This is a genomic window from Paracidovorax anthurii, assembly GCF_003269065.1.
Taxonomy (GTDB): domain Bacteria; phylum Pseudomonadota; class Gammaproteobacteria; order Burkholderiales; family Burkholderiaceae_C; genus Paracidovorax; species Paracidovorax anthurii.
The window spans coordinates 183,593-201,560 of record NZ_QLTA01000001.1 but is presented as its reverse complement, the minus strand read 5'-3'; the positions used below and the strand labels follow the sequence as shown (position 1 = coordinate 201,560).

Below are 17,968 nucleotides of genomic sequence, written 5' to 3'. Positions count from 1 at the left end.
CCTATTCAGCCTCGACTTGTGCGTTGGGCACTTCCACGGTGGCATGCACGCGCCGTGCCGCTGATGGTTGATCACGAGGTTGCGGGCTATCTGGTGCTGCAGGGCACGTGGGTTGCGTACTTGCTTACCGCTTTGCCCGGCTGCCAGCACGCGGACTTAGCGCGCCTGTGCTAGTCGAGCCCACGCTTGCCATCAGCCCAGAAGGCTTTCGAAGAAAGCTGTTTGCCTGGAAACTTTAGCGGGCGCAGCACGCGCCGAAACCGCTGGATGCTCGATGCACGGCCGGTAAGCACGATGTTCGCTGCTTGATCCGACACGAAGGATTGAATCGCGTGCTCCATTACGTCCCAATGCACGTTGTCGGGCTCGCGCTCATAGAGCTGCACTGTCCCCAGGTCTGGCAAACGGTTCAGCAATGCTTGCACCTGTTCCTTCGAGTCGACCTCGAAGAAGTGTTGAATAGGAAGGACTCGGTCCCCCTGACTCTGGCGATGGGCGGCCGCAGCACAAGACAGGCCGATGGATGTCTCATCGCCGACCAGCACCATTGCTGTCGAGGAGGGCCGAAGATCCTGTGAATTGGATGGACCGAACGCCTTGCAGACATCTCCCGGCTTGAGCCCTTTAACCCACATGCTGCCGGGTCCAGACCCGTGCGCGTAGGCAATGATGCGCAGCTTTCCCGATCGAGCATCGACTTCGATCGGCGTGTAGGTCCTCGCCTCGAGCGCAGACCCCATCGCGACTTGAAGCTTCTGTCCCGGTATCCAATCGAAGCCCTTCAGGGAGTCGTCCTGAAACATGACCAGCCGGAAGTGCCCGGCAAGCGTCTCCACGGCAACTACGGTCAGGTCGCGGGCGAAAACGCGATAGATCAGCCGATCGAGCATCCCCGGGCGATGCTGCACCGCCTCACGCACGCTGGTTGAGGCATCGGGTACGGGATTGATGTCAGGAACTTCATCATAGAAACTCATGTGCAGCCTCCTCAAAGCCACGGCACGTCGTCGGTCATCGACCGCCTGCACAGCGCACCACTCGCGCAGGCAATTAGAATGGTGACCATTATGCAATTTGGTCACCATGTTAGCAATCATCCCTGAAGAGTTGCGCATGGCACAAAGCACCTTGGACCTGACTTCAACCGGCTACCGCGGACGCAGCGATCACGCTGTCAGGCGGCAGATCGTCGATGCGGCCCGTGAACGTTTTTCTCAGGACGGATACGCGAATGTCGCTGTCGCTGACGTGGCGAAGACGATCGGTTTCTCCAAGGCTTACATCTACAAGTTCTTCGATTCCAAACGCGCCATCGGCGAAGCGTTGTGCACGCAGATCATGGAAGTCCTGCTGGACAAGGCGCAACACGCATCACGCAAGGGAGCTACGTCGAGCGAACGCTTGTCGCTGTACTTCCTCAAGCTTGTTGATGTGAACGTTGCGCTCTGCAAGAAGTACCCACGGCTTGCCGACATTGCTTTGGATGCCATGCGCGAGCGTTGGGCGCCAAGCGTCGCATATGTCGAGGCGGTGGAGAGATTTGTCTCCACCATCGTCCAGCAGGGGCAAGTCAGTGGTGAGTTCCATGCCAGGACACCGCCGAACGAAGCAGGTCGCGCCATCGCGCGCGCCATGGAGATCTACTACAACCCGCTGGTGCTGCAATTCAAGCTGGATGAGTTGCCGAAAGGTCCCCACGAGATACTGCGGTTGCTGATCTGCGGTCTGAGTCGTTGAACGCAGGTCGGGTTCCAAAACCTGTCCAAAAGCTTCGGCCACGAATGCAATGGCTTCTCCTCCGCGTTGAATTGCCACTTGACATGCGCTCGGCAAGGCAGGAGTCATCAATCGTTGCAACGTGGGCGATAGCTCGCATCGCTGCGTGTGGCGGGTTGATTCGCTACCAGTAAGACTTTTGAGCCGCTGTCAATTGTTGGCGCCACTGCTCCAGCAGCTGGTAGACCACCGGGGTGGTGTAGAGCGTGAGCCACTGGCTCGCCGCGAGGCCGCCCACGATGGCCCAGCCCAGAGGGCGCCGCAGCTCGGAGCCCTCGCCGCTGCCCAGCACCAGGGGCAGCGCCCCCAGCAGGCCGGCGAGGTTGGTCATGAGGATGGGCCGCAGCCGCAGCACCGCGGCCCGCCGGATCGCCTCGTGCGGCGCGAGGCCTTCGCGCCGCTGCATGGCCAGCGCGAAATCGATCATGAGGATGGCGTTCTTCATCACGATGCCGATGAGCAGGAACAACCCCAGCAGCGCCATCAGGCTGAACGGCGTGCCGGTGAGCCAGAGCGCCGCCAGCGCGCCGATGCCGGCCGGCGGCACGGTGGAGAGGATGGTGAGCGGGTGCAGTGTGCTTTCGTAGAGCACGCCCAGCACCAGGTACACGGCCAGCACCAGGCCCAGGATCAGCCAGGGCTGCGACCGCACGGCCCGCGCGCGCGCCGCGTCCTCGCCCGAGGGCGCGACGTGGATCGACGAGGGCAGCATCACGCGCGCCAGCACCGCGTCCAGCGCCCGCTTTCCCTGCTCCTGGGTCACGCCCGGCGCCAGGCTGTAGCCGATATACATGGCCGCGAAGAGCCCGTCGTGCCACACCTGGTCGTCCGCCAGTCCGTAGCGCCAGGTGGCGAAGGCCGTGAGCGGCACGCGGTCGCCCCGGGCCGAGCGCACCTGCACCTGCGCGAGCGATTCGGGCTGGGCGGTGAAGCGCGGGTCCAGCTCCATCACCACGCGGTACTGGTTGAGGCGGTCGTAGAGCGTGGCCACCTGGCGCTGCGAGAACGAGTTGTTGAGCACCGTCGCCACGGTTTCCATGTCCACGCCCAGGCGCCGCGCGGCCTCGCGGTCGATGTCCACCACCACCTGCTGCGCGCCGCCGTCGCTCACGGCCTGCACGTCGGTGAATTCCGGCGCCTCGCCCAGCGCCTGCGACACCTTGCGCGCCCAGGCGCGCAGCGGGCCGGCTTCGCCCGAGCGCAGGATCACGGCGCTGTCGGCCTCGCCGAACGAGAGGCTGCCGATCTGGATGTCCTGCTCGATGCTGGGGCTCAGCACCCCGCCCGGCACGGCCGGCGCCACCCGCCGCAGCCGGTCGATCACCGCCTGGGTGGGTTCGCCGCCGCGCTCGGCCAGCGGCTTCAGGCTGACGATGAAGAAGCTGTTGGCCACGCTCCCGCTGCCGCCGCTGGTGCCGGCCACGTGCGCCACGGCGGGGTCGGCCAGGATCAGGCGCCGGTAGGCCTCGATCTTGGGCTGCATGACCTGGAACGAAAAGCCGTCGTCGCCCCGGATGAAGGCGTGCACGATGCCGGTGTCCTGCCGAGGCAGCAGGATCTTGGGCAGCGCCTGGTAGAGCCACACGTTGGCGGCGATCACCCCCGCGAAGGCGAGCAGCACCACGGCCGGATGGGCGAGCGCCCAGCCCAGGCTGCGTTCATAGGCGCGGCGCAGGTCGTCCCGCATCGCCATGGCCGCCGCGCCGGCGCGCCGGCCCCAGCCCGCCCGCCCGGCCGGGGCGCGTGCCGGCCGGGCGCGCAGCCCCCAGGCGCACAGCACCGGCGTGAGGGTGACCGACACCCCCAGCGAGATCGCCACGGCGGCGGCCAGCGTGAGGGAGAACTCGCGGAAGAGCCGCTGCACCATGCCGCCCATGAAGAGCACGGCAACGAAGACGATGACCAGCGCCAGCGTCATCGCGACCAGGGTGAAGCCGACCTCGCCCGTGCCGCGCAGGGCCGCGCGCAGCGGCGAGAGGCCGCGCTCGATGTGGCGCTCCACGTTCTCCAGCACCACGATGGCATCGTCCACCACCAGCCCCGTGGCCACGATCAGGGCCATCAGCGAGAGGTTGTTGAGCGAGAAGCCCGCCCAGTGCATGGCCGCGAACGTGCCGATGAGCGAGACGGGAATCGCCACCACGGGGATGAGCGCGGTGCGCAGCCGCCCGAGGAAGGCCGCCACCACCGCCACCACCAGCCCCACGGACAGCAGCAGCGTGAAGTGCGCCTCGCGCAGCGTGGCGCGGATGCCCTGGGAGCGCTCCACCACCACCTCCAGCCGGGCGCTGGCGGGCACGAGGGTGCGCAGGTAGGGCAGTTGCGCGCGCACCGCGTCCACCGTGGCCACGATGTTCGCGCCGGGCTGGCGGCGCACCTGCAGGATCACGGCGTCGCGCTCGTTGTGGAAGCCGCTGCTGTAGCGGTTCTCGGTGGAATCGGTGACGTGCGCCACGTCGGCGAGGCGCACGGCCGCGCCGTCCCGCCAGCGCACGATGAGCGGCGCGAAATCCTGGGCGCGCGCGGGCGGCGAGTCCATCGCCAGCGGCCACTGGCGGGCGCCGTCGCCCACGGCGCCCAGCGGCTGCACCGTGGCGCTGCGCGCGATGGCCGCGCGCACGTCGTCCAGCGCCAGCCCCTGGTGGGCGAGCGCGCCGGGGTCCAGCTGCACGCGCACGGCAGGCAGCGAGGCGCCGCCCACGGACACCTCGGACACGCCCGGAACCTGCGCGAGCTTCTGCGCGAGGATGGTCGAGGCCGCGTCGTAGAGCGCGGCGGCCGGCAGCTCGGGCGAGGACAGCGCCAGCACCACCACCGGCCGCTGCGCCGCCTGGATCTTGCGGAAGCTGGGGTTGCCCTTCATGCCCGGCGGCAACTGCGAGCGCACGGCGTTGATGGCCGCCTGCACGTCGCGCGCGGCGGCGTCGAGGTCGCGGCCCAGCTCGAACTCCAGCTTCACGTCGGTCGAGCCCTGGAAGCTGGTGGAGGAGATCGCCGTCACCCCCGCGATGGCGCCCAGCGCGCGCTCCAGCGGCGCGGCCACGGTGGCGGCCATGGTCTCGGGGCTGCCGCCCGGCAGGCTGGCGCTCACGCGGATCACGGGGAAGTCCACCTGCGGCAGCGCCGCCACCGGCAGCAGGCGCCAGGCGAGCAGGCCCAGCAGCACCAGCGCGCAGGCCAGCAGGGCCGTGCCGACCGGGCGCCGCACGCACAGCCGCACCAGGCCCTTCATGGCTGCGCGGCCTCCGGCGCGCGGCGCCGGCCGAGCCGGTCGAAGAACAGGTACACCACGGGCGTGGTGAAGAGCGTGAGCACCTGGCTCACGACGAGGCCGCCCACCATCACGATGCCCAGGGGCTGGCGCAGCTCGGCGCCCGGGCCGCTGGCGAACATGAGCGGCAGCGCGCCCACCAGTGCGGCCAGCGTGGTCATGAGGATGGGCCGCAGGCGCAGCAGCGCGGCGCGGCGGATGGCCTCGTGTGCCGGGAGGCCCAGGCGGCGCTGCGCGTCGAGCGCGAAGTCCACCATCATGATGCCGTTCTTCTTCACGAGGCCGATGAGCAGCACGATGCCGATCACGGCCACCATGTCCAGCGGGCGCCCGGTGGCCAGCAGCGCCAGCAGCGCGCCCACGGCGGCCGAGGGCAGCGTCGAGAGGATGGTGACCGGGTGGATGGCGCTCTCGTAGAGCACGCCCAGCACGATGTACATGGTGACCACCGCCGCGAGGATGAGCCACAGCGTGTTCGAGAGCGATGCGCGGAACGCCTCGGCCGCACCCTGGAAGCGCACCTCGATCTGCGGGGGCAGGCCGGCGGCCGCGATCTCCGCCTCGATGGCGCGCACGGCCGCGCCCAGCGACGCGCCGGCGCCCAGGTTGAACGACACCGTGGCGGCCGGGAACTGGCCCTGCTGCGCGATCTGCAGCGGCGCGGGCTGCTGCACCACGCGCGCGATGGCGGCCAGCGGCACGCTGCGCCCGCCGGGCGTGGAGACGAAGGTGGTCTGCAGCGCTTCGAGCCCGCGCGCGTGGCGCGGATCGACCTCCAGCACCACGCGGTACTGGCTGGCCTGCGTGAACAGGGTGGCCACCTGCCGCTGGGCATAGGCGTTCTGCAGGGCCGTGGCCACGTCGGCCACGGTGAGGCCCAGGCGCGCGGCCGCATCGCGGTCCACCTCCACGTGCGCCTGGCGTCCCTGCTGCTGCAGGTCGCTGGCCGCGTCGGCGAGTTCGCGGCGCGCCTGCAGGCGCTCGACGAGGCGCGGCACCCAGGTGTCCAGCAGGCGCGCGTCGGGCGTGGTGAGGGTGAAGAGGTACTGCGTGCGGCTCACGCGGTCCTCGATGGACAGCTCCTGCACCGGCTGGAACCAGGCGCGGATGCCCGGCACCTGCGCCGCGCGCTCGCGCAGCCGCGCCAGCAGCGCTGCGGCGTCGTCGCGATCGCCGTGGGGCCGCAGGTTGAGCAGCATGCGGCCGCTGGCGAGCGAGGCATTGCTGCCGTCCACGCCGATGAACGAGGCGAGGCTGGCCACGCCGGGCTCGCGCAGCAGCGCGTCGGCCAGGGCCTGCTGGCGCTGCGCCACCACCGGGAAGGCGCTGTCCGGCGGCACTTCGGTCACCACCTGCACGGCGCCGCTGTCCTGCACCGGAAAGAAGCCCTTGGGCACCACGGCGTAGAGGCCGGCCGTGAGCGCCAGCGTGGCGAGCATCGTGGCCAGCGTGAGGCGCTGGCGGGCCAGCACCCAGTCGATGGCGCGCGCATAGCGCGCGAGCGCGCGGTCCATGAAGCCGTCGCCGGACGCGTGCCCGGCGGCATGCGGCGCGCGCAGCAGCCGCGCGCTCATCATCGGCGTGAGCGTGAGCGACACCACGAGCGACAGGCCGATGGCCACGGCCAGCGTGAGGGCGAACTCGTGGAAGAGGCGCCCCACCACGTCGCGCATGAACAGCAGCGGAATCAGCACCGCCACCAGCGAGACGGTGAGCGACACCAGCGTGAAACCGATCTCCGAGGCGCCCTTGAGCGCCGCGCGCAGCGGGGTCTCGCCCTGCTCGCGGTGGCGGGCGATGTTCTCCAGCATCACGATGGCGTCGTCCACCACGAAGCCGGTGGCGATGGTGAGCGCCATCAGGCTCAGGTTGTTGACCGAGAAGCCCAGCAGCACCATCGCGCCGAAGGTGCCCACCAGCGAGATCGGCACCACCACAGCGGGGATGAAGGTGGCCGAGGGGCTGCGCAGGAACAGCCACGTGACGGCCACCACCAGCAGCACGGCGAAGACCAGCTCCTGCTGCACGCCGCGCACCGACGCGCGGATGCTCTGCGTGCGGTCGGTGAGCACGGCCACGTCCACGGCGGCCGGCAGGGTGGCGGTGAGGCGGGGCAGCAGCTCGCGCACGCGGTCCGCCACCTCGATCACGTTGGCGCCGGGCTGGCGCTGGATGTTGACCAGCACCGCCGGCTGCCGGTCGGCCCAGGCGGCGAGGAAGCGGTCCTCCGGGCCGGTTTCCACCGTGGCCACGTCGCCCAGGCGGATGGGCGCGCCGGCGCCGCCGGCGGGCTGCGAGGCCGATGGCGCGGCGGGCACCGCGGCGGCATCCCCGGCGGGCGCGCGCCACGCCACGATGAGGCGGCGGTAGGCCTCGGGGCTGGTGATCTGGTCGTTGGCGTCCAGCAGCGTGGTGCGGTAGGGGCCGTCGAAGCTGCCCTTGGGCTGGTTGGTGTTGGCGGAGGCGATGGCGCGGCGCAGGTCCTCCATGCCCAGGCCGTGGGCGGCCAGCGCGGCGGGGTTGGCGCGCACGCGCATGGCGGGCCGTTGGCCGCCGGCGATGCTCACGAGGCCCACGCCCGAGACCTGCGAGAGCCGCTGCGCCACGCGCGTCTCGACGAGGTCGTGCACTTCGTGCAGCGGCAGGCTGGGGGAGGTGACCGCCAGCGTGAGGATGGGGGCGTCGGCCGGGTTCACCTTGCGGTAGATGGGGGGCGCGGGCAGGTCGGCGGGCAGCAGGCTGGCGGCGGTGTTGAGGGCCGACTGCACGTCCTGCTCGGCCACGGCCAGGGAGGCGTCCAGCATGAACTGCAGCGTGATGACCGACGCGCCGTGCGCGCTGGTGGACGACATCTGCTTGAGGCCCGGGATCTGCCCGAGCCGGCGTTCCAGCGGCGCGGTGATGGCGCGGGCCGTGACGTCGGCGCTTGCGCCCGGCTGGAAGGTGAAGACCTGGATGACGGGGTAGTCCACCTGCGGCAACGCCGCCACCGGCAGCATGCGCCAGGCGATGGCGCCCGAGGCCAGCAGGGCCAGCATCAGCAGGAGGGTGGCCACCGGCCGCAGGATGAAGGGGCGCGACAGGTTCATGGCAGCGGGCGGCCTGCGCGGTCTTCAGCGGGCGGCCGATGCGCCGCCCGCCGCGGGCGCGGAGGCAGCCGGCGCGCGCTGGCGCTGCTGGAGCTGCAGGGCGGTCTGCGGCGGCTCGCCGTCCACCACGCGCACCACTTCGCGGCCGTCGCGCAGCCGGTCCAGGCCCTCCAGCACCACGGCGTCGCCCGGGGCCAGCCCTTCTTCCACCGACACGGCCCCGCCGTCGCCCGGCCCGAGCACCACGCGGCGCAGCACGGCCTTGCCGTCCCGCACGGTATAGACGTAGGGGCCCTGGCTGCCGTGCTGCACGGCATCGGCCGGCACCACCAGCGCGTCGGCCAGGGTGCGCACCTGCAGCCGCACGTTCACGAACTGCTGGGGGAAGAGCGCATCGTCGGCGTTGTCGAACCGGGCCTTCATGCGCAGCGTGCCGGTGGCGGTGTCGATCTGGTTGTCGAGCGTGGTGAGGCGGCCCGTGGCGAGCCGCGTTCTTTCCGCGCGGTCCCACACCTGCACGGCGAGCGGCTGGCCGGCGCGCAGGCTGGCGCGCACGGCGGGCAACTGCGCCTCGGGCACGGCGAAGAGCACCTCGATGGGCCGCGTCTGCGCGATCGAGACGAGGCCTTGCGTGTCGCCGGCCGCCACGAGGTTGCCCGCGTCGAGCCGGCGGATGCCCAGGCGCCCGCCCACGGGGGCCTCGATGCGCGTGTAGGAGAGCTGCAGCCGCGCCTCGTCCACCTGCGCCCGGGCCGAGGCGAGGCCGCCGCGCAGCTGCGCCACCAGCGCGTCCTGCGCGTCGAGCTGCTGGCGCGCGATGGAGTCCTGCTCCAGCAGGGTGCGGTAGCGGGCCAGATCGCGCTCGGCGTTGCGCAGCTGCGCCTGGATCTGCTGGAGCTGGCCCTCGGCCTGGGCGAGGCGCACGCGGTACGGCGCGGGGTCGATCTCCGCGAGGAGCTGGCCCGCGCGCACGTCCTGGCCTTCCTGGAACAGCACGCGCGCCAGCGTGCCCTCCACGCGGCTGCGCACCACCACGCTCTGCAGCGGCGTGACGGTGCCCACGGCCTTGATCTGCTCGGTGAGCGCGCGGCGCTGGGCTTCCACCATGCGCACGGGGATGGGGCCGCTCCAGGGGTTGGGCCCGGCTTCCGGCGCGGGGGGCGGGCGCAGGAAGGCATAGCCCGCCAGCGCGCCGAGCAGGACCACGCCCAGCAGGGCCAGCCACAGGCGGCCCGTGCGGCGGCGGGAGGAGGGGGAAGGGGGCGAAGAGGGGGCGGGCGGGTCCTGGGGGGCCATGTCAACCATGTGGCCGCATCCGCGCCGGATGCGGGAGGATGAGAGGGGCGGCATGCCGCCGGAGGTGCGCAGCGTGCCAAAACGTGCAAACGCGCGGTACGGAAAGGGCCCGCCCGCGCGGCAGGGCCGCTGGCCCCGGCATGGGCAAGGCGCGGGACGACTGTATCCGAAAGCAACCTGCCGGATGAGAATGAATGTCAACGCGTAAGGCCTTTGCCCGGGCCGCGGCGGATGCGAAAACGCCCGGGTGCTGGCGCGGCCCGGGCGTTTTCAGGGGGAGGGCGGCGGCCCGTTGCGGGGCCGCCGGCAGGTGGGCGCTCAGGCCGTGGCGAGGCGCTGCTCCAGCGCGGCCTTGGTCTGGAGCATCTCGGCCGGCAGGTGGTAGGCCAGTTGCTCGAAGTGCGCGGCGTGCAGCTTCAGCTCGTCGGCCCAGGCGGCCTTGTCGATGCTGGTCACGGTGTTGAACTGCTCGCCCGTGAAGTCCAGGCCCGTCCAGTTGATCTCGCCGTACTGCGGCGCGATGCCGAAGGCGGTTTCCTGGCCCGTGGCGCGGCCCTCGATGCGGTCGATCATCCACTTGAGCACGCGCATGTTCTCGCCGTAGCCGGGCCACACGAACTTGCCGGCCTCGTCCTTGCGGAACCAGTTGGTGGTGTAGATGCGCGGCAGCGTGGCGCCCGAGGCGGCGATCTTCTCGCCCAGGGTGAGCCAGTGCTGGAAGTAGTCGCTCATGTTGTAGCCCATGAAGGGCAGCATGGCGAACGGGTCGCGGCGCACCACGCCCTGCGCGCCGAAGGCGGCAGCGGTGGTTTCGGAGCCCATGGTGGCGGCCATGTAGACGCCTTCGGTCCAGTCGCGGGCCTCGGTCACCAGCGGCACGGTGGTGGAGCGGCGGCCACCGAAGATGAAGGCGTCGATCTTCACGCCCTTGGGGTCGTCCCAGGCGGGGTCCAGCGCGGGGTTGTTCGTGGCGGCTACGGTGAAGCGGGCATTGGGGTGGGCGGCCTTGGCGCCGGTTTCCTTGGCGATCTGGGGCGTCCAGTCCTTGCCCTGCCAGTCGATCAGGTGGTCGGGCAGCTTGCTGGTGTCTTTTTCCATGCCTTCCCACCACACGTCGCCGTCATCGGTCAGCGCGACGTTCGTGAAGATCACGTCCTTGTCGAGGCTGGCCATGCAGTTGGGGTTGGTGAGCGTGTTCGTGCCCGGGGCCACGCCGAAGTAGCCGGCCTCGGGGTTGATGGCGCGCAGGCTGCCGTCGGGCTGGGGCTTGATCCAGGCGATGTCGTCGCCGATGGTGGTGACCTTCCAGCCCTCGAAGCCCTGGGGCGGCACGAGCATGGAGAAGTTGGTCTTGCCGCAGGCGCTCGGGAAGGCGGCGGCCACGTGGTACTTCTTGCCCTCGGGGCTGGAGACGCCCAGGATCAGCATGTGCTCGGCCAGCCAGCCCTGGTCGCGGCCCATGGTGGAGGCGATGCGCAGCGCGAAGCACTTCTTGCCCAGCAGCGCGTTGCCGCCGTAGCCCGAGCCGTAGGACCAGATCTCGCGCGTCTCGGGGTAGTGAACGATGTACTTGGTCTTGTTGCAGGGCCAGGCCACGTCCTGCTGGCCGGCTTCGAGCGGCGCGCCCACGGTGTGCACGCAGGGCACGAAGTCGCCTTCCACGCCCAGCACGTCGTACACGGCCTTGCCCATGCGGGTCATGATCTTCATGTTGACGGCCACGTAGGGGCTGTCGGACAGCTCGATGCCCACGTGCGCGATGGGCGAGCCCAGCGGGCCCATGCTGAAGGGCACCACGTACATGGTGCGGCCCTTCATGCAGCCGTCGAACAGGGGCTGCAGCGTGGTGCGCATCTCGGCCGGGGCCATCCAGTTGTTGGTGGGGCCGGCGTCTTCCTTCCTGGCCGAGCAGATGTAGGTGCGGTCTTCCACGCGCGCCACGTCGGACGGATCGGACCAGGCGAGGTAGCTGCCCGGGCGCTTGGCGGGGTCGAGCTTCTTGAAGGTGCCGGCATCCACCAGCTGCTGGCAGAGGCGGTCGTACTCTTCCTTGGAGCCGTCGCACCAGTGGATGCTGGCGGGCTTGCACAGGGCGGCCATGTCGGCCACCCAGGCGATGAGGCGGGCGTTCTTGACGTATGCGGGGGCCTGGAGGTTGAGGCCTTGCATGGTGGGTGCGTTCATCGGGAGCTTCCTGAAGTTGAAAAACGGTCTTTTCAAAGGAAGCGGCCGGGGGATGGCGGCGTGGCCGCGCTGGCTCCTGAGCGCTGTCTTTGAGAAAACGGCTTGCGGCTCAGTCGGCGGGCGGAGGCGTGGGGCGCCAGGGTGGCGATTGCGTCATCCGCAGGTCGGCTGGAGATGACGATTTTATGAATCGGGCCCTTCCGTGTCTGTCGGACAGGGCGGAAATTAATGCAAAAGAAGCATGGGGTTATGTGCTGACTCAAGGGGCCGCGCGCTGCGCCACCCAGCGCTCGTGGCCCGCGCGCCGCAGCGCGCAGGCCGGGCACTCGCCGCAGCCGTGGCCCCAGGCGTGCAGCGTGCCGCGCACGCCGTGGTAGCAGGTGTGGGTGTCCTGCACGATGAGCCGCACCAGCGCGTCGCCGCCGAGCTGGTGCGCGAGCTCCCAGGTGTCGGCCTTGTCGATCCACATGAGGGGCGTGTCGATGGTGAAGCGCTGGCCCATGCCCAGCGACAGCGCCACCTGCAGCGCCTTGAGCGTGTCGTCGCGGCAGTCGGGGTAGCCCGAGAAGTCGGTCTCGCACATGCCGCCCACCAGCGTGTGCAGGCCGCGCCGGTAGCCCACGGCGGCCGCGAGCTGGAAGAACAGCAGGTTGCGGCCCGGCACGAAGGTGTTGGGCAGGCCGGCCTCGGTCATCTGGATGGCGGTGTCGCGCGTGAGGGCCGTGTCGCTGATCTGCCCGAGCACGGCCAGGTCCACCATGTGGTCGTCGCCGAGCCGTGCATCCCACGCGGGGAACTGCGCGCGCAGCGCCGCGAGCACGGTGGTGCGCGCCTGCAGCTCGACGTGGTGGCGCTGGCCGTAGTCGAAGCCGATGGTCTCCACGCGCTCGAAGCGTTCGAGGGCCCAGGCCAGGCAGGTGGTGGAGTCCTGGCCTCCGGAGAAAAGAACGAGGGCGTGACCGGCTCGCATGGGGTGTCCTTGGGGTGTGTGGAAAGTTCGAAGAAAACGCAGGCCGGCGCGCCGCCCCAAAGAAAAAGCCCCGCGGGCGCGGGGCTGTCGTCGGGGCCGCTGCCGGCGTCAGGCCATGTAGATCGCGATGAAGGCCAGCAGGAACATCAGCACACCGCCCGCCACCGGCAGCACGATGGGCATGAAGGGCACCACGGCTTCCACGCCGTCGGGGGCGTGCTGCTCGCCGGTGTGCGCGGTGGTGGTGTCGTCGTGGGCCATGGCGGTCTCCTGGGATCGGGGTGGCGTTGGGGGCGTGGTTCATTCTAGCGAGGGGCCGCGCGCGGCCCTCGCGGGTTTCTCAGTACAGGCGCCGGTCGGCCGGCGCGGGCGGCACCCACTGGTAGAGCCAGGTCTCGGTGAGCGGCGCGCCGTTCTCGCCGCGCAGGAACATGCGGATGGTGATCGGGTTGGTGCTGTCGTCCTCGGGCTTGAGGTCGAACATCGCGCGCCAGCCCTGGATGGCGTCTTGCGGGCGCGCGGAGGCGATCTCGATCTTGCCGCGGCTGGCGGTGATGACGGGCTCCACCTTGGCGCCGCGGCCCAGGGCGACGAGGTTTTCGCCCGCGAAGTCCACCGCGAAGCGCCACGAGAAGTACTTGCGCGGCTGGCCCACCACGCCGCCCAGGCCGGTCCACGTGGCCACGCAGCGGGCCAGGGGCGACTGCGCGGGCGGGTGCGCGCCCCAGAAGAGGCGGTAGCCGATCAGCAGCTCTTCGCCGGCCTGCGGCTTGCGGTCGGGGTTCCAGAACGCGACGATGTTGTCGAAGGTCTCGTCGATGGTGGGGATCTCCACCAGCTGCACGGAGCCCGCGCCCCAGTCGGCCTTGGGCTCCACCCAGAGCGAGGGCCGGCGCTCGTAGAACACGCCGTCGTCCTGGTAGTGGTCGAAGTTGCGGTCGCGCTGCACGAGGCCGAAGCCGCGCGGGCTCTGGTCGGCGAAGGCGTTGAACTGCAGCGCGGGCGGGTTGGTGAGCGGCCGCCAGACCCATTCGCCGTTGCCGCGCCACATCTGCAGGCCGTCGGAGTCGTGGATCTCGGGGCGCCAGTCGTTGGCCATGCGGCGGTCGTTCTCGCCGTGCTGGAACATGCTGGTGCAGGGCGCGATGCCCAGGCGCTCGATCTCCTTGCGCGGGTAGAGCGCGGCGTCGATCTCCATCACCTGCGTGTCGCCCGGCGTGATCGCGAAGCGGTAGGCGCCCGCGACGCTGGGCGAATCGAGCAGGGCCAGCACCACGACGGTGTTGGAGCCCGGCGCGGGCCGCTCCAGGTAGAAGGCGGTGAAATCCGGGAACTCTTCCGGGCGCTGCATGCCGGTGTCGATCGCGAGGCCGCGGGCCGAGAGGCCGTACTGCCATTCCCCGCCCACGGCGCGGAAGTAGCTCGCGCCCAGGAAGGCCGCCACGTCGCGCACGGGGTCGGTGTGGAAGTTGAGGCGAAAGCCCGCGAAGCCGAGGCTGGGCGGCAGGTCGCCGGCCTTCAGGCCGCTCTTGCCGTAGTCGAACATCTCGGGGTCGTAGGCCAGTTCCTGGGCCTGGCCGTCCGCCAGCTCGAACATGCGCACGGGCTTCTTGAAGAACAGGCCCAGGTGGAAGAACTTGGCCTGGAAGCGCAGCTTCTCGTCGGCCCACAGGGCGTGGTCGCCCCGGAACTGGATGGACTGGTACTGGTCCCAGTCGAGCTGGCCCACCGAGGGCGGGATGCTGTCCTTGGGGGGCTCGTAGGCCTTGGCGGCGAGCGCGCGGGCCTGTCCCTTGAGGGCCGCGAAATCGAAGGCCCGGGGCGCGCCCAGGGGCTTGAGGGCGGCGAAGGCCTGGGTCCAGTTCAGGCCCAGGCCGCCCGCCGTGGCCAGCGCGGCGCCGCGGCCGAGGGTGCGGAGGAAGTGGCGTCGTTGGGGTTTCTGCATGGGCCCGCAGTGTGCCGAAAACGGCGCGGCCCTGACGCAACGGCGTGTGTTTGTGCGGGCATTGGGCGCAAAAGCCGCCCGCGTCCTACATGGGCGCGGCGGTGCGGCTCACACCAGGTCGGCCTGCATGGCCGCCGCGCGCAGTTGCGCCAGCACCTGCTGCACGTGCTCCTGGCCGCGCGTCTGCAGCACGAGTTCGATCTCCACGTTCTGCGCGGACAGCATGGTGAAGGCGCGCTGGTGGTGCACCTCCTCGATGTTGGCGCCGGCCTCGGCCACGGTGGCGGTGATGCGCGCGAGCACGCCGGGCACGTCGCGCGCGCCCACCCGGATGCGCGCGAGGCGCCCCGAGCGCGCCATGCCGCGCCCGATGATCGCGGCCAGCAGCAGCGGGTCGATGTTGCCGCCGCACAGCACCAGCCCCACGCGCTTGCCGCGAAAGCGCTCCGGGTGCCGCAGCAGGGCCGCGAGGCCGACCGCGCCCGCGCCTTCCACCAGGGTCTTCTCGATCTCCAGCAGCATCAGCACGGCCTGCTCGATGTCGCCCTCGTCCACCAGCACGAGGTCGTCCACCAGCCGGGCGATCACCTCCTGCGTGATCTTGCCGGGCGTGCCCACGGCGATGCCCTCGGCGATGGTGGAGGTGCCCTGTTCGTGGTGCGTGCCCTGGATGGCGTTGACCATGGCCGGGAAGCGCGCGGTCTGCACGCCCACGATCTCGATGCCGGGCCTGAGCGCCTTGGCCGCGGTGGCGATGCCGGAGATCAGGCCGCCGCCGCCCACGGCGATGACCAGCGTGTCGAGGTCGGGCACGGCCTGCAGCATCTCCAGGCCGATGGTGCCCTGGCCCGCGGCCACGGCCTCGTCGTCGTAGGGGTGCACGAAGGTCAGGCCGCGCTCTTCGGCGAGCGCGTAGGCATGCGCGCGCGCCGCCTCCAGCGTGTCGCCGTGCAGCACCACTTCGGCGCCGAAGCCGCGCGTGCGCTCCACCTTCACGCCGGGCGTGAAGCGCGGCATGACGATCACGGCCTGCAGGCCCAGGCGCTGCGCGTGGTAGGCCACGCCCTGGGCGTGGTTGCCGGCGCTCATGGCGATCACGCCGCGCGCGCGCTCGGCCTCGGAGAGCAGCGCGAGCTTGTTGCAGGCGCCGCGCTCCTTGAACGAGGCGGTGAACTGCAGGTTCTCGAACTTGAGGAACACCTGCGCGCCCACGATCTGCGAGAGCGTGCGCGATTCGACGCAAGGGGTGTCGAGCACCTGGCCCTGGAGGCGGGCGGCGGCGGCCTGGATGTCGGGGAGGGTGAGCATGGGCGCCATTGTGGCGCGTGCCGCGGGCCGGAATGCCCGGTGGCTTCGCCGGGGCGTGGCTTCGCGCGGCGGGACGGGGTTTCGCGCGCGCGGTGCGGGCGGGTGGGCAAACGGGCATCGTCCGGTTTCATCATTCCCTTGCGCCCCTGCCCTCGGAGCCCTTCATGCCTGTGATCCGGTCCGGCCTGCCGGCCGCCCCGAGCCCCGCGCGGCCGCGCGATGCCCAGGGTTCCGTTCCCGCGCCGGCTGCCGGCCGGGGCTCCGCGGCCGCGCTGGCCACGGGCTTTCCGCCAGGGGCCGCGCGCGCTCCCGCGGCCGCTGCGGCCGGGGGGCGGCCGCGCGCGGACGGCGCATGGGTGCAATCCGCGCTGGGCGAGATGGCCCGGCACTCCGCGGTGCTCCATGATCGCTGGCTCAAGAAGCCGGCATCCGAGCAGTACCTCTATGCCAAGCGGCTCGCGCCCGAGCAGCGCGCCCGCCTGGAGGCGGCGCTGGAGCAGCGGTTCCGGCAGGCCGCCGACCCCGGGGAGCGCGTCGAGGCGATGACGCTGTGGCTATCCGTGCAGCATGCCCGCCTGCGCACCCACACGGCCGAGCACCGCAGCGCCCACCACTGGTCGCAGGCGCACAACATCGTGCGCACGCTGGGCTCGGGGCTTTGTTCCGCCACCACGGTGGCGCAGCGGATGGCCGACAGCCGCAGCGACTACTACGACTCGATGCTCCGGCCGGAGTACCGCACGGCGCTCAACCACCTGCTGCGCGTGATCGGCGATGCCGCGCTGGACCCGGCGCTGCGCGAGGCCGCGCACCAGGCGCTGCTCTACCACTGCGAGACCGAGGGCACCATCGCTCCGGCGCATGCGCGCAGGCTGCGGCAGGACGGCATCGCCGCGCTGGCGGAATCGGGCTACCAGGTCACGGACGAGGCGTTCCTGAGCCGCTGGGAACGGCGTTTCGTCGCGCGGCATCCCGGTGCCGTGCCCGGCGGCACGGCGCCGTCGCTCGGCGAGGCGTTGCGGGCCGCGCTGGCCGAACCGTTACCCGAGCGGCGCGCGGCCGCCGTGAAGGCGCTGATGAAGGATGCGGGGACCGATGCGCTGGAGGCAGCGCAGGCGCAGGTCCTGGCCGGCATGGAGGCCCCGGAGGACCGCGATGCGGCGCTGTCGGTCCTGGGGCATGCGCGGCGGCTGCTGCGCCAGGAGGCCGAGCTGGAGGACGATGTCGCGCAGGCGCGCCCGCTGGCGGAGACGGCCGGGCAATGGATGGACGCGCCCGTGCCGGAGATCGCGGCGTTTGGTGGGGAGACCTATGCATCGTCGTTCTCGCGGCTGCTGGAGCGGCGGCGCCCGTCCGCGCTCGCGCTGGCCGATCCCGATGGCCGGGGGCGGGTGATCCTGGAAGAGGGCCGCGAGGTGATCCGGGCGGTGTGCGAGGACAGCGACTTGCGGGCCCGGGTGTTCGCGATGTCCGAGAACGCGCTGGGCACCTGCGGCGACAACGTGGCGGCAGGGTTCGCCGCCATCGTGCTCGCCGTGCGCACCCACGACATGGCGCGTGCCATCCGCGAGGGCCGTGTCGATGCCGCCGGGCTCGGGGATTGGGCACGGCGCCAGTTCCGGCTGAACGCGCTGGAAACCGAGGTGCACCAGTTCATCCAGCGCGCCCGGCAGTTGCAGGGCCTGCCGGAGGACATGGCGGGCCAGCTGGACCGCGAGGCGATGGAGACCCTGCTGCACGCCCAGGTGGCGCTCAAGGATGCGCTGGGCCTGCCCGACAGCGTCCCCGCCGAAATGGCCTATGCGCCCGAGAGCGTGCTGACGCCCACCGACCTGGCGCTGATCGCCGGCCGCGTGCTGGAGGCCGAGGCCGATCCCGGCACGCTGGGGCCGTACCTGCTGTCGCTCGATATCTGGCGCGACGGCATGCGCCAGCTGCACCCGGAGTCTTTCGCGGAACTGGATGCGAAGTTCGACCAACATGAGTTCCACGACCGGGAACTGCCGCCCGATGGCGATGCCCACGTGGAAGAGCGCGTGGCCTACAACGTGGCCGCGGCCGACTTCGTTCGCAGCAAGTCCGAAGAGGAGAGCGCGCTGCTGCTGAAGCTGGGTGGCATGCCGGCCTGA

Annotated in this window: 11 protein-coding genes; 2 read left to right on the top strand and 9 right to left on the bottom strand. The window is 70.9% G+C overall.

All coding sequences use genetic code 11. The features are described from left to right. Nucleotides 1-170: 170 nt before the first annotated feature. Complete coding sequence (locus tag AX018_RS00900; protein WP_170146151.1) at nucleotides 171-977, bottom strand: siderophore-interacting protein; 807 nt, start codon at nucleotides 975-977, stop codon at nucleotides 171-173. A gap of 106 nt (nucleotides 978-1,083) precedes the next feature. Between AX018_RS00900 and AX018_RS24510 the strand changes: the two genes are divergently transcribed. Next, complete coding sequence (locus tag AX018_RS24510; RefSeq protein WP_146749179.1) at nucleotides 1,084-1,737, top strand: TetR/AcrR family transcriptional regulator; 654 nt, start codon at nucleotides 1,084-1,086, stop codon at nucleotides 1,735-1,737. Nucleotides 1,738-1,900: 163 nt separating this feature from the next. Here the strand turns inward: AX018_RS24510 and AX018_RS00890 are convergent, their stop codons facing one another. The 8 genes from AX018_RS00890 to AX018_RS00860 form a co-directional block, all read right to left on the bottom strand. Then, nucleotides 1,901-5,008, bottom strand: a complete 3,108-nt coding sequence (locus AX018_RS00890) for an efflux RND transporter permease subunit (protein WP_111875371.1) — start codon at nucleotides 5,006-5,008, stop codon at nucleotides 1,901-1,903. Then, the gene (locus AX018_RS00885; protein ID WP_111875370.1) at nucleotides 5,005-8,136 is read right to left on the bottom strand and encodes an efflux RND transporter permease subunit; all 3,132 of its coding nucleotides are present in this window, start codon (nucleotides 8,134-8,136) and stop codon (nucleotides 5,005-5,007) included. The genes AX018_RS00890 and AX018_RS00885 overlap by 4 nt, the downstream gene beginning before the upstream one ends. A gap of 24 nt (nucleotides 8,137-8,160) precedes the next feature. After that, complete coding sequence (locus tag AX018_RS00880) at nucleotides 8,161-9,441, bottom strand: efflux RND transporter periplasmic adaptor subunit (protein ID WP_245951380.1); 1,281 nt, start codon at nucleotides 9,439-9,441, stop codon at nucleotides 8,161-8,163. 309 nt (nucleotides 9,442-9,750) lie between these two features. Beyond that, entirely contained in the window at nucleotides 9,751-11,616 is a 1,866-nt protein-coding gene (locus tag AX018_RS00875) for a phosphoenolpyruvate carboxykinase (GTP) (RefSeq protein WP_111875368.1), read from the bottom strand. A gap of 259 nt (nucleotides 11,617-11,875) precedes the next feature. After that, nucleotides 11,876-12,586 (bottom strand): 7-cyano-7-deazaguanine synthase QueC, encoded by a 711-nt coding sequence (gene queC / locus AX018_RS00870; protein WP_111875367.1) that lies wholly within the window; start codon nucleotides 12,584-12,586, stop codon nucleotides 11,876-11,878. Nucleotides 12,587-12,694: 108 nt separating this feature from the next. Further along, nucleotides 12,695-12,847, bottom strand: a complete 153-nt coding sequence (locus AX018_RS25110) for a hypothetical protein (protein WP_170146150.1) — start codon at nucleotides 12,845-12,847, stop codon at nucleotides 12,695-12,697. Between the two features lie 79 nt (nucleotides 12,848-12,926). Then, nucleotides 12,927-14,531, bottom strand: coding sequence for an OpgD/OpgG family glucan biosynthesis protein (locus AX018_RS00865; protein WP_111875366.1), 1,605 nt, complete (start codon nucleotides 14,529-14,531; stop codon nucleotides 12,927-12,929). 108 nt (nucleotides 14,532-14,639) lie between these two features. Then, entirely contained in the window at nucleotides 14,640-15,848 is a 1,209-nt protein-coding gene (locus AX018_RS00860) for a threonine ammonia-lyase (RefSeq protein WP_281269528.1), read from the bottom strand. A gap of 155 nt (nucleotides 15,849-16,003) precedes the next feature. Here AX018_RS00860 and AX018_RS00855 point away from each other — a divergent pair, with 155 nt between their 5' ends. Further along, nucleotides 16,004-17,968 (top strand): NEL-type E3 ubiquitin ligase domain-containing protein, encoded by a 1,965-nt coding sequence (locus tag AX018_RS00855; protein ID WP_111875365.1) that lies wholly within the window; start codon nucleotides 16,004-16,006, stop codon nucleotides 17,966-17,968.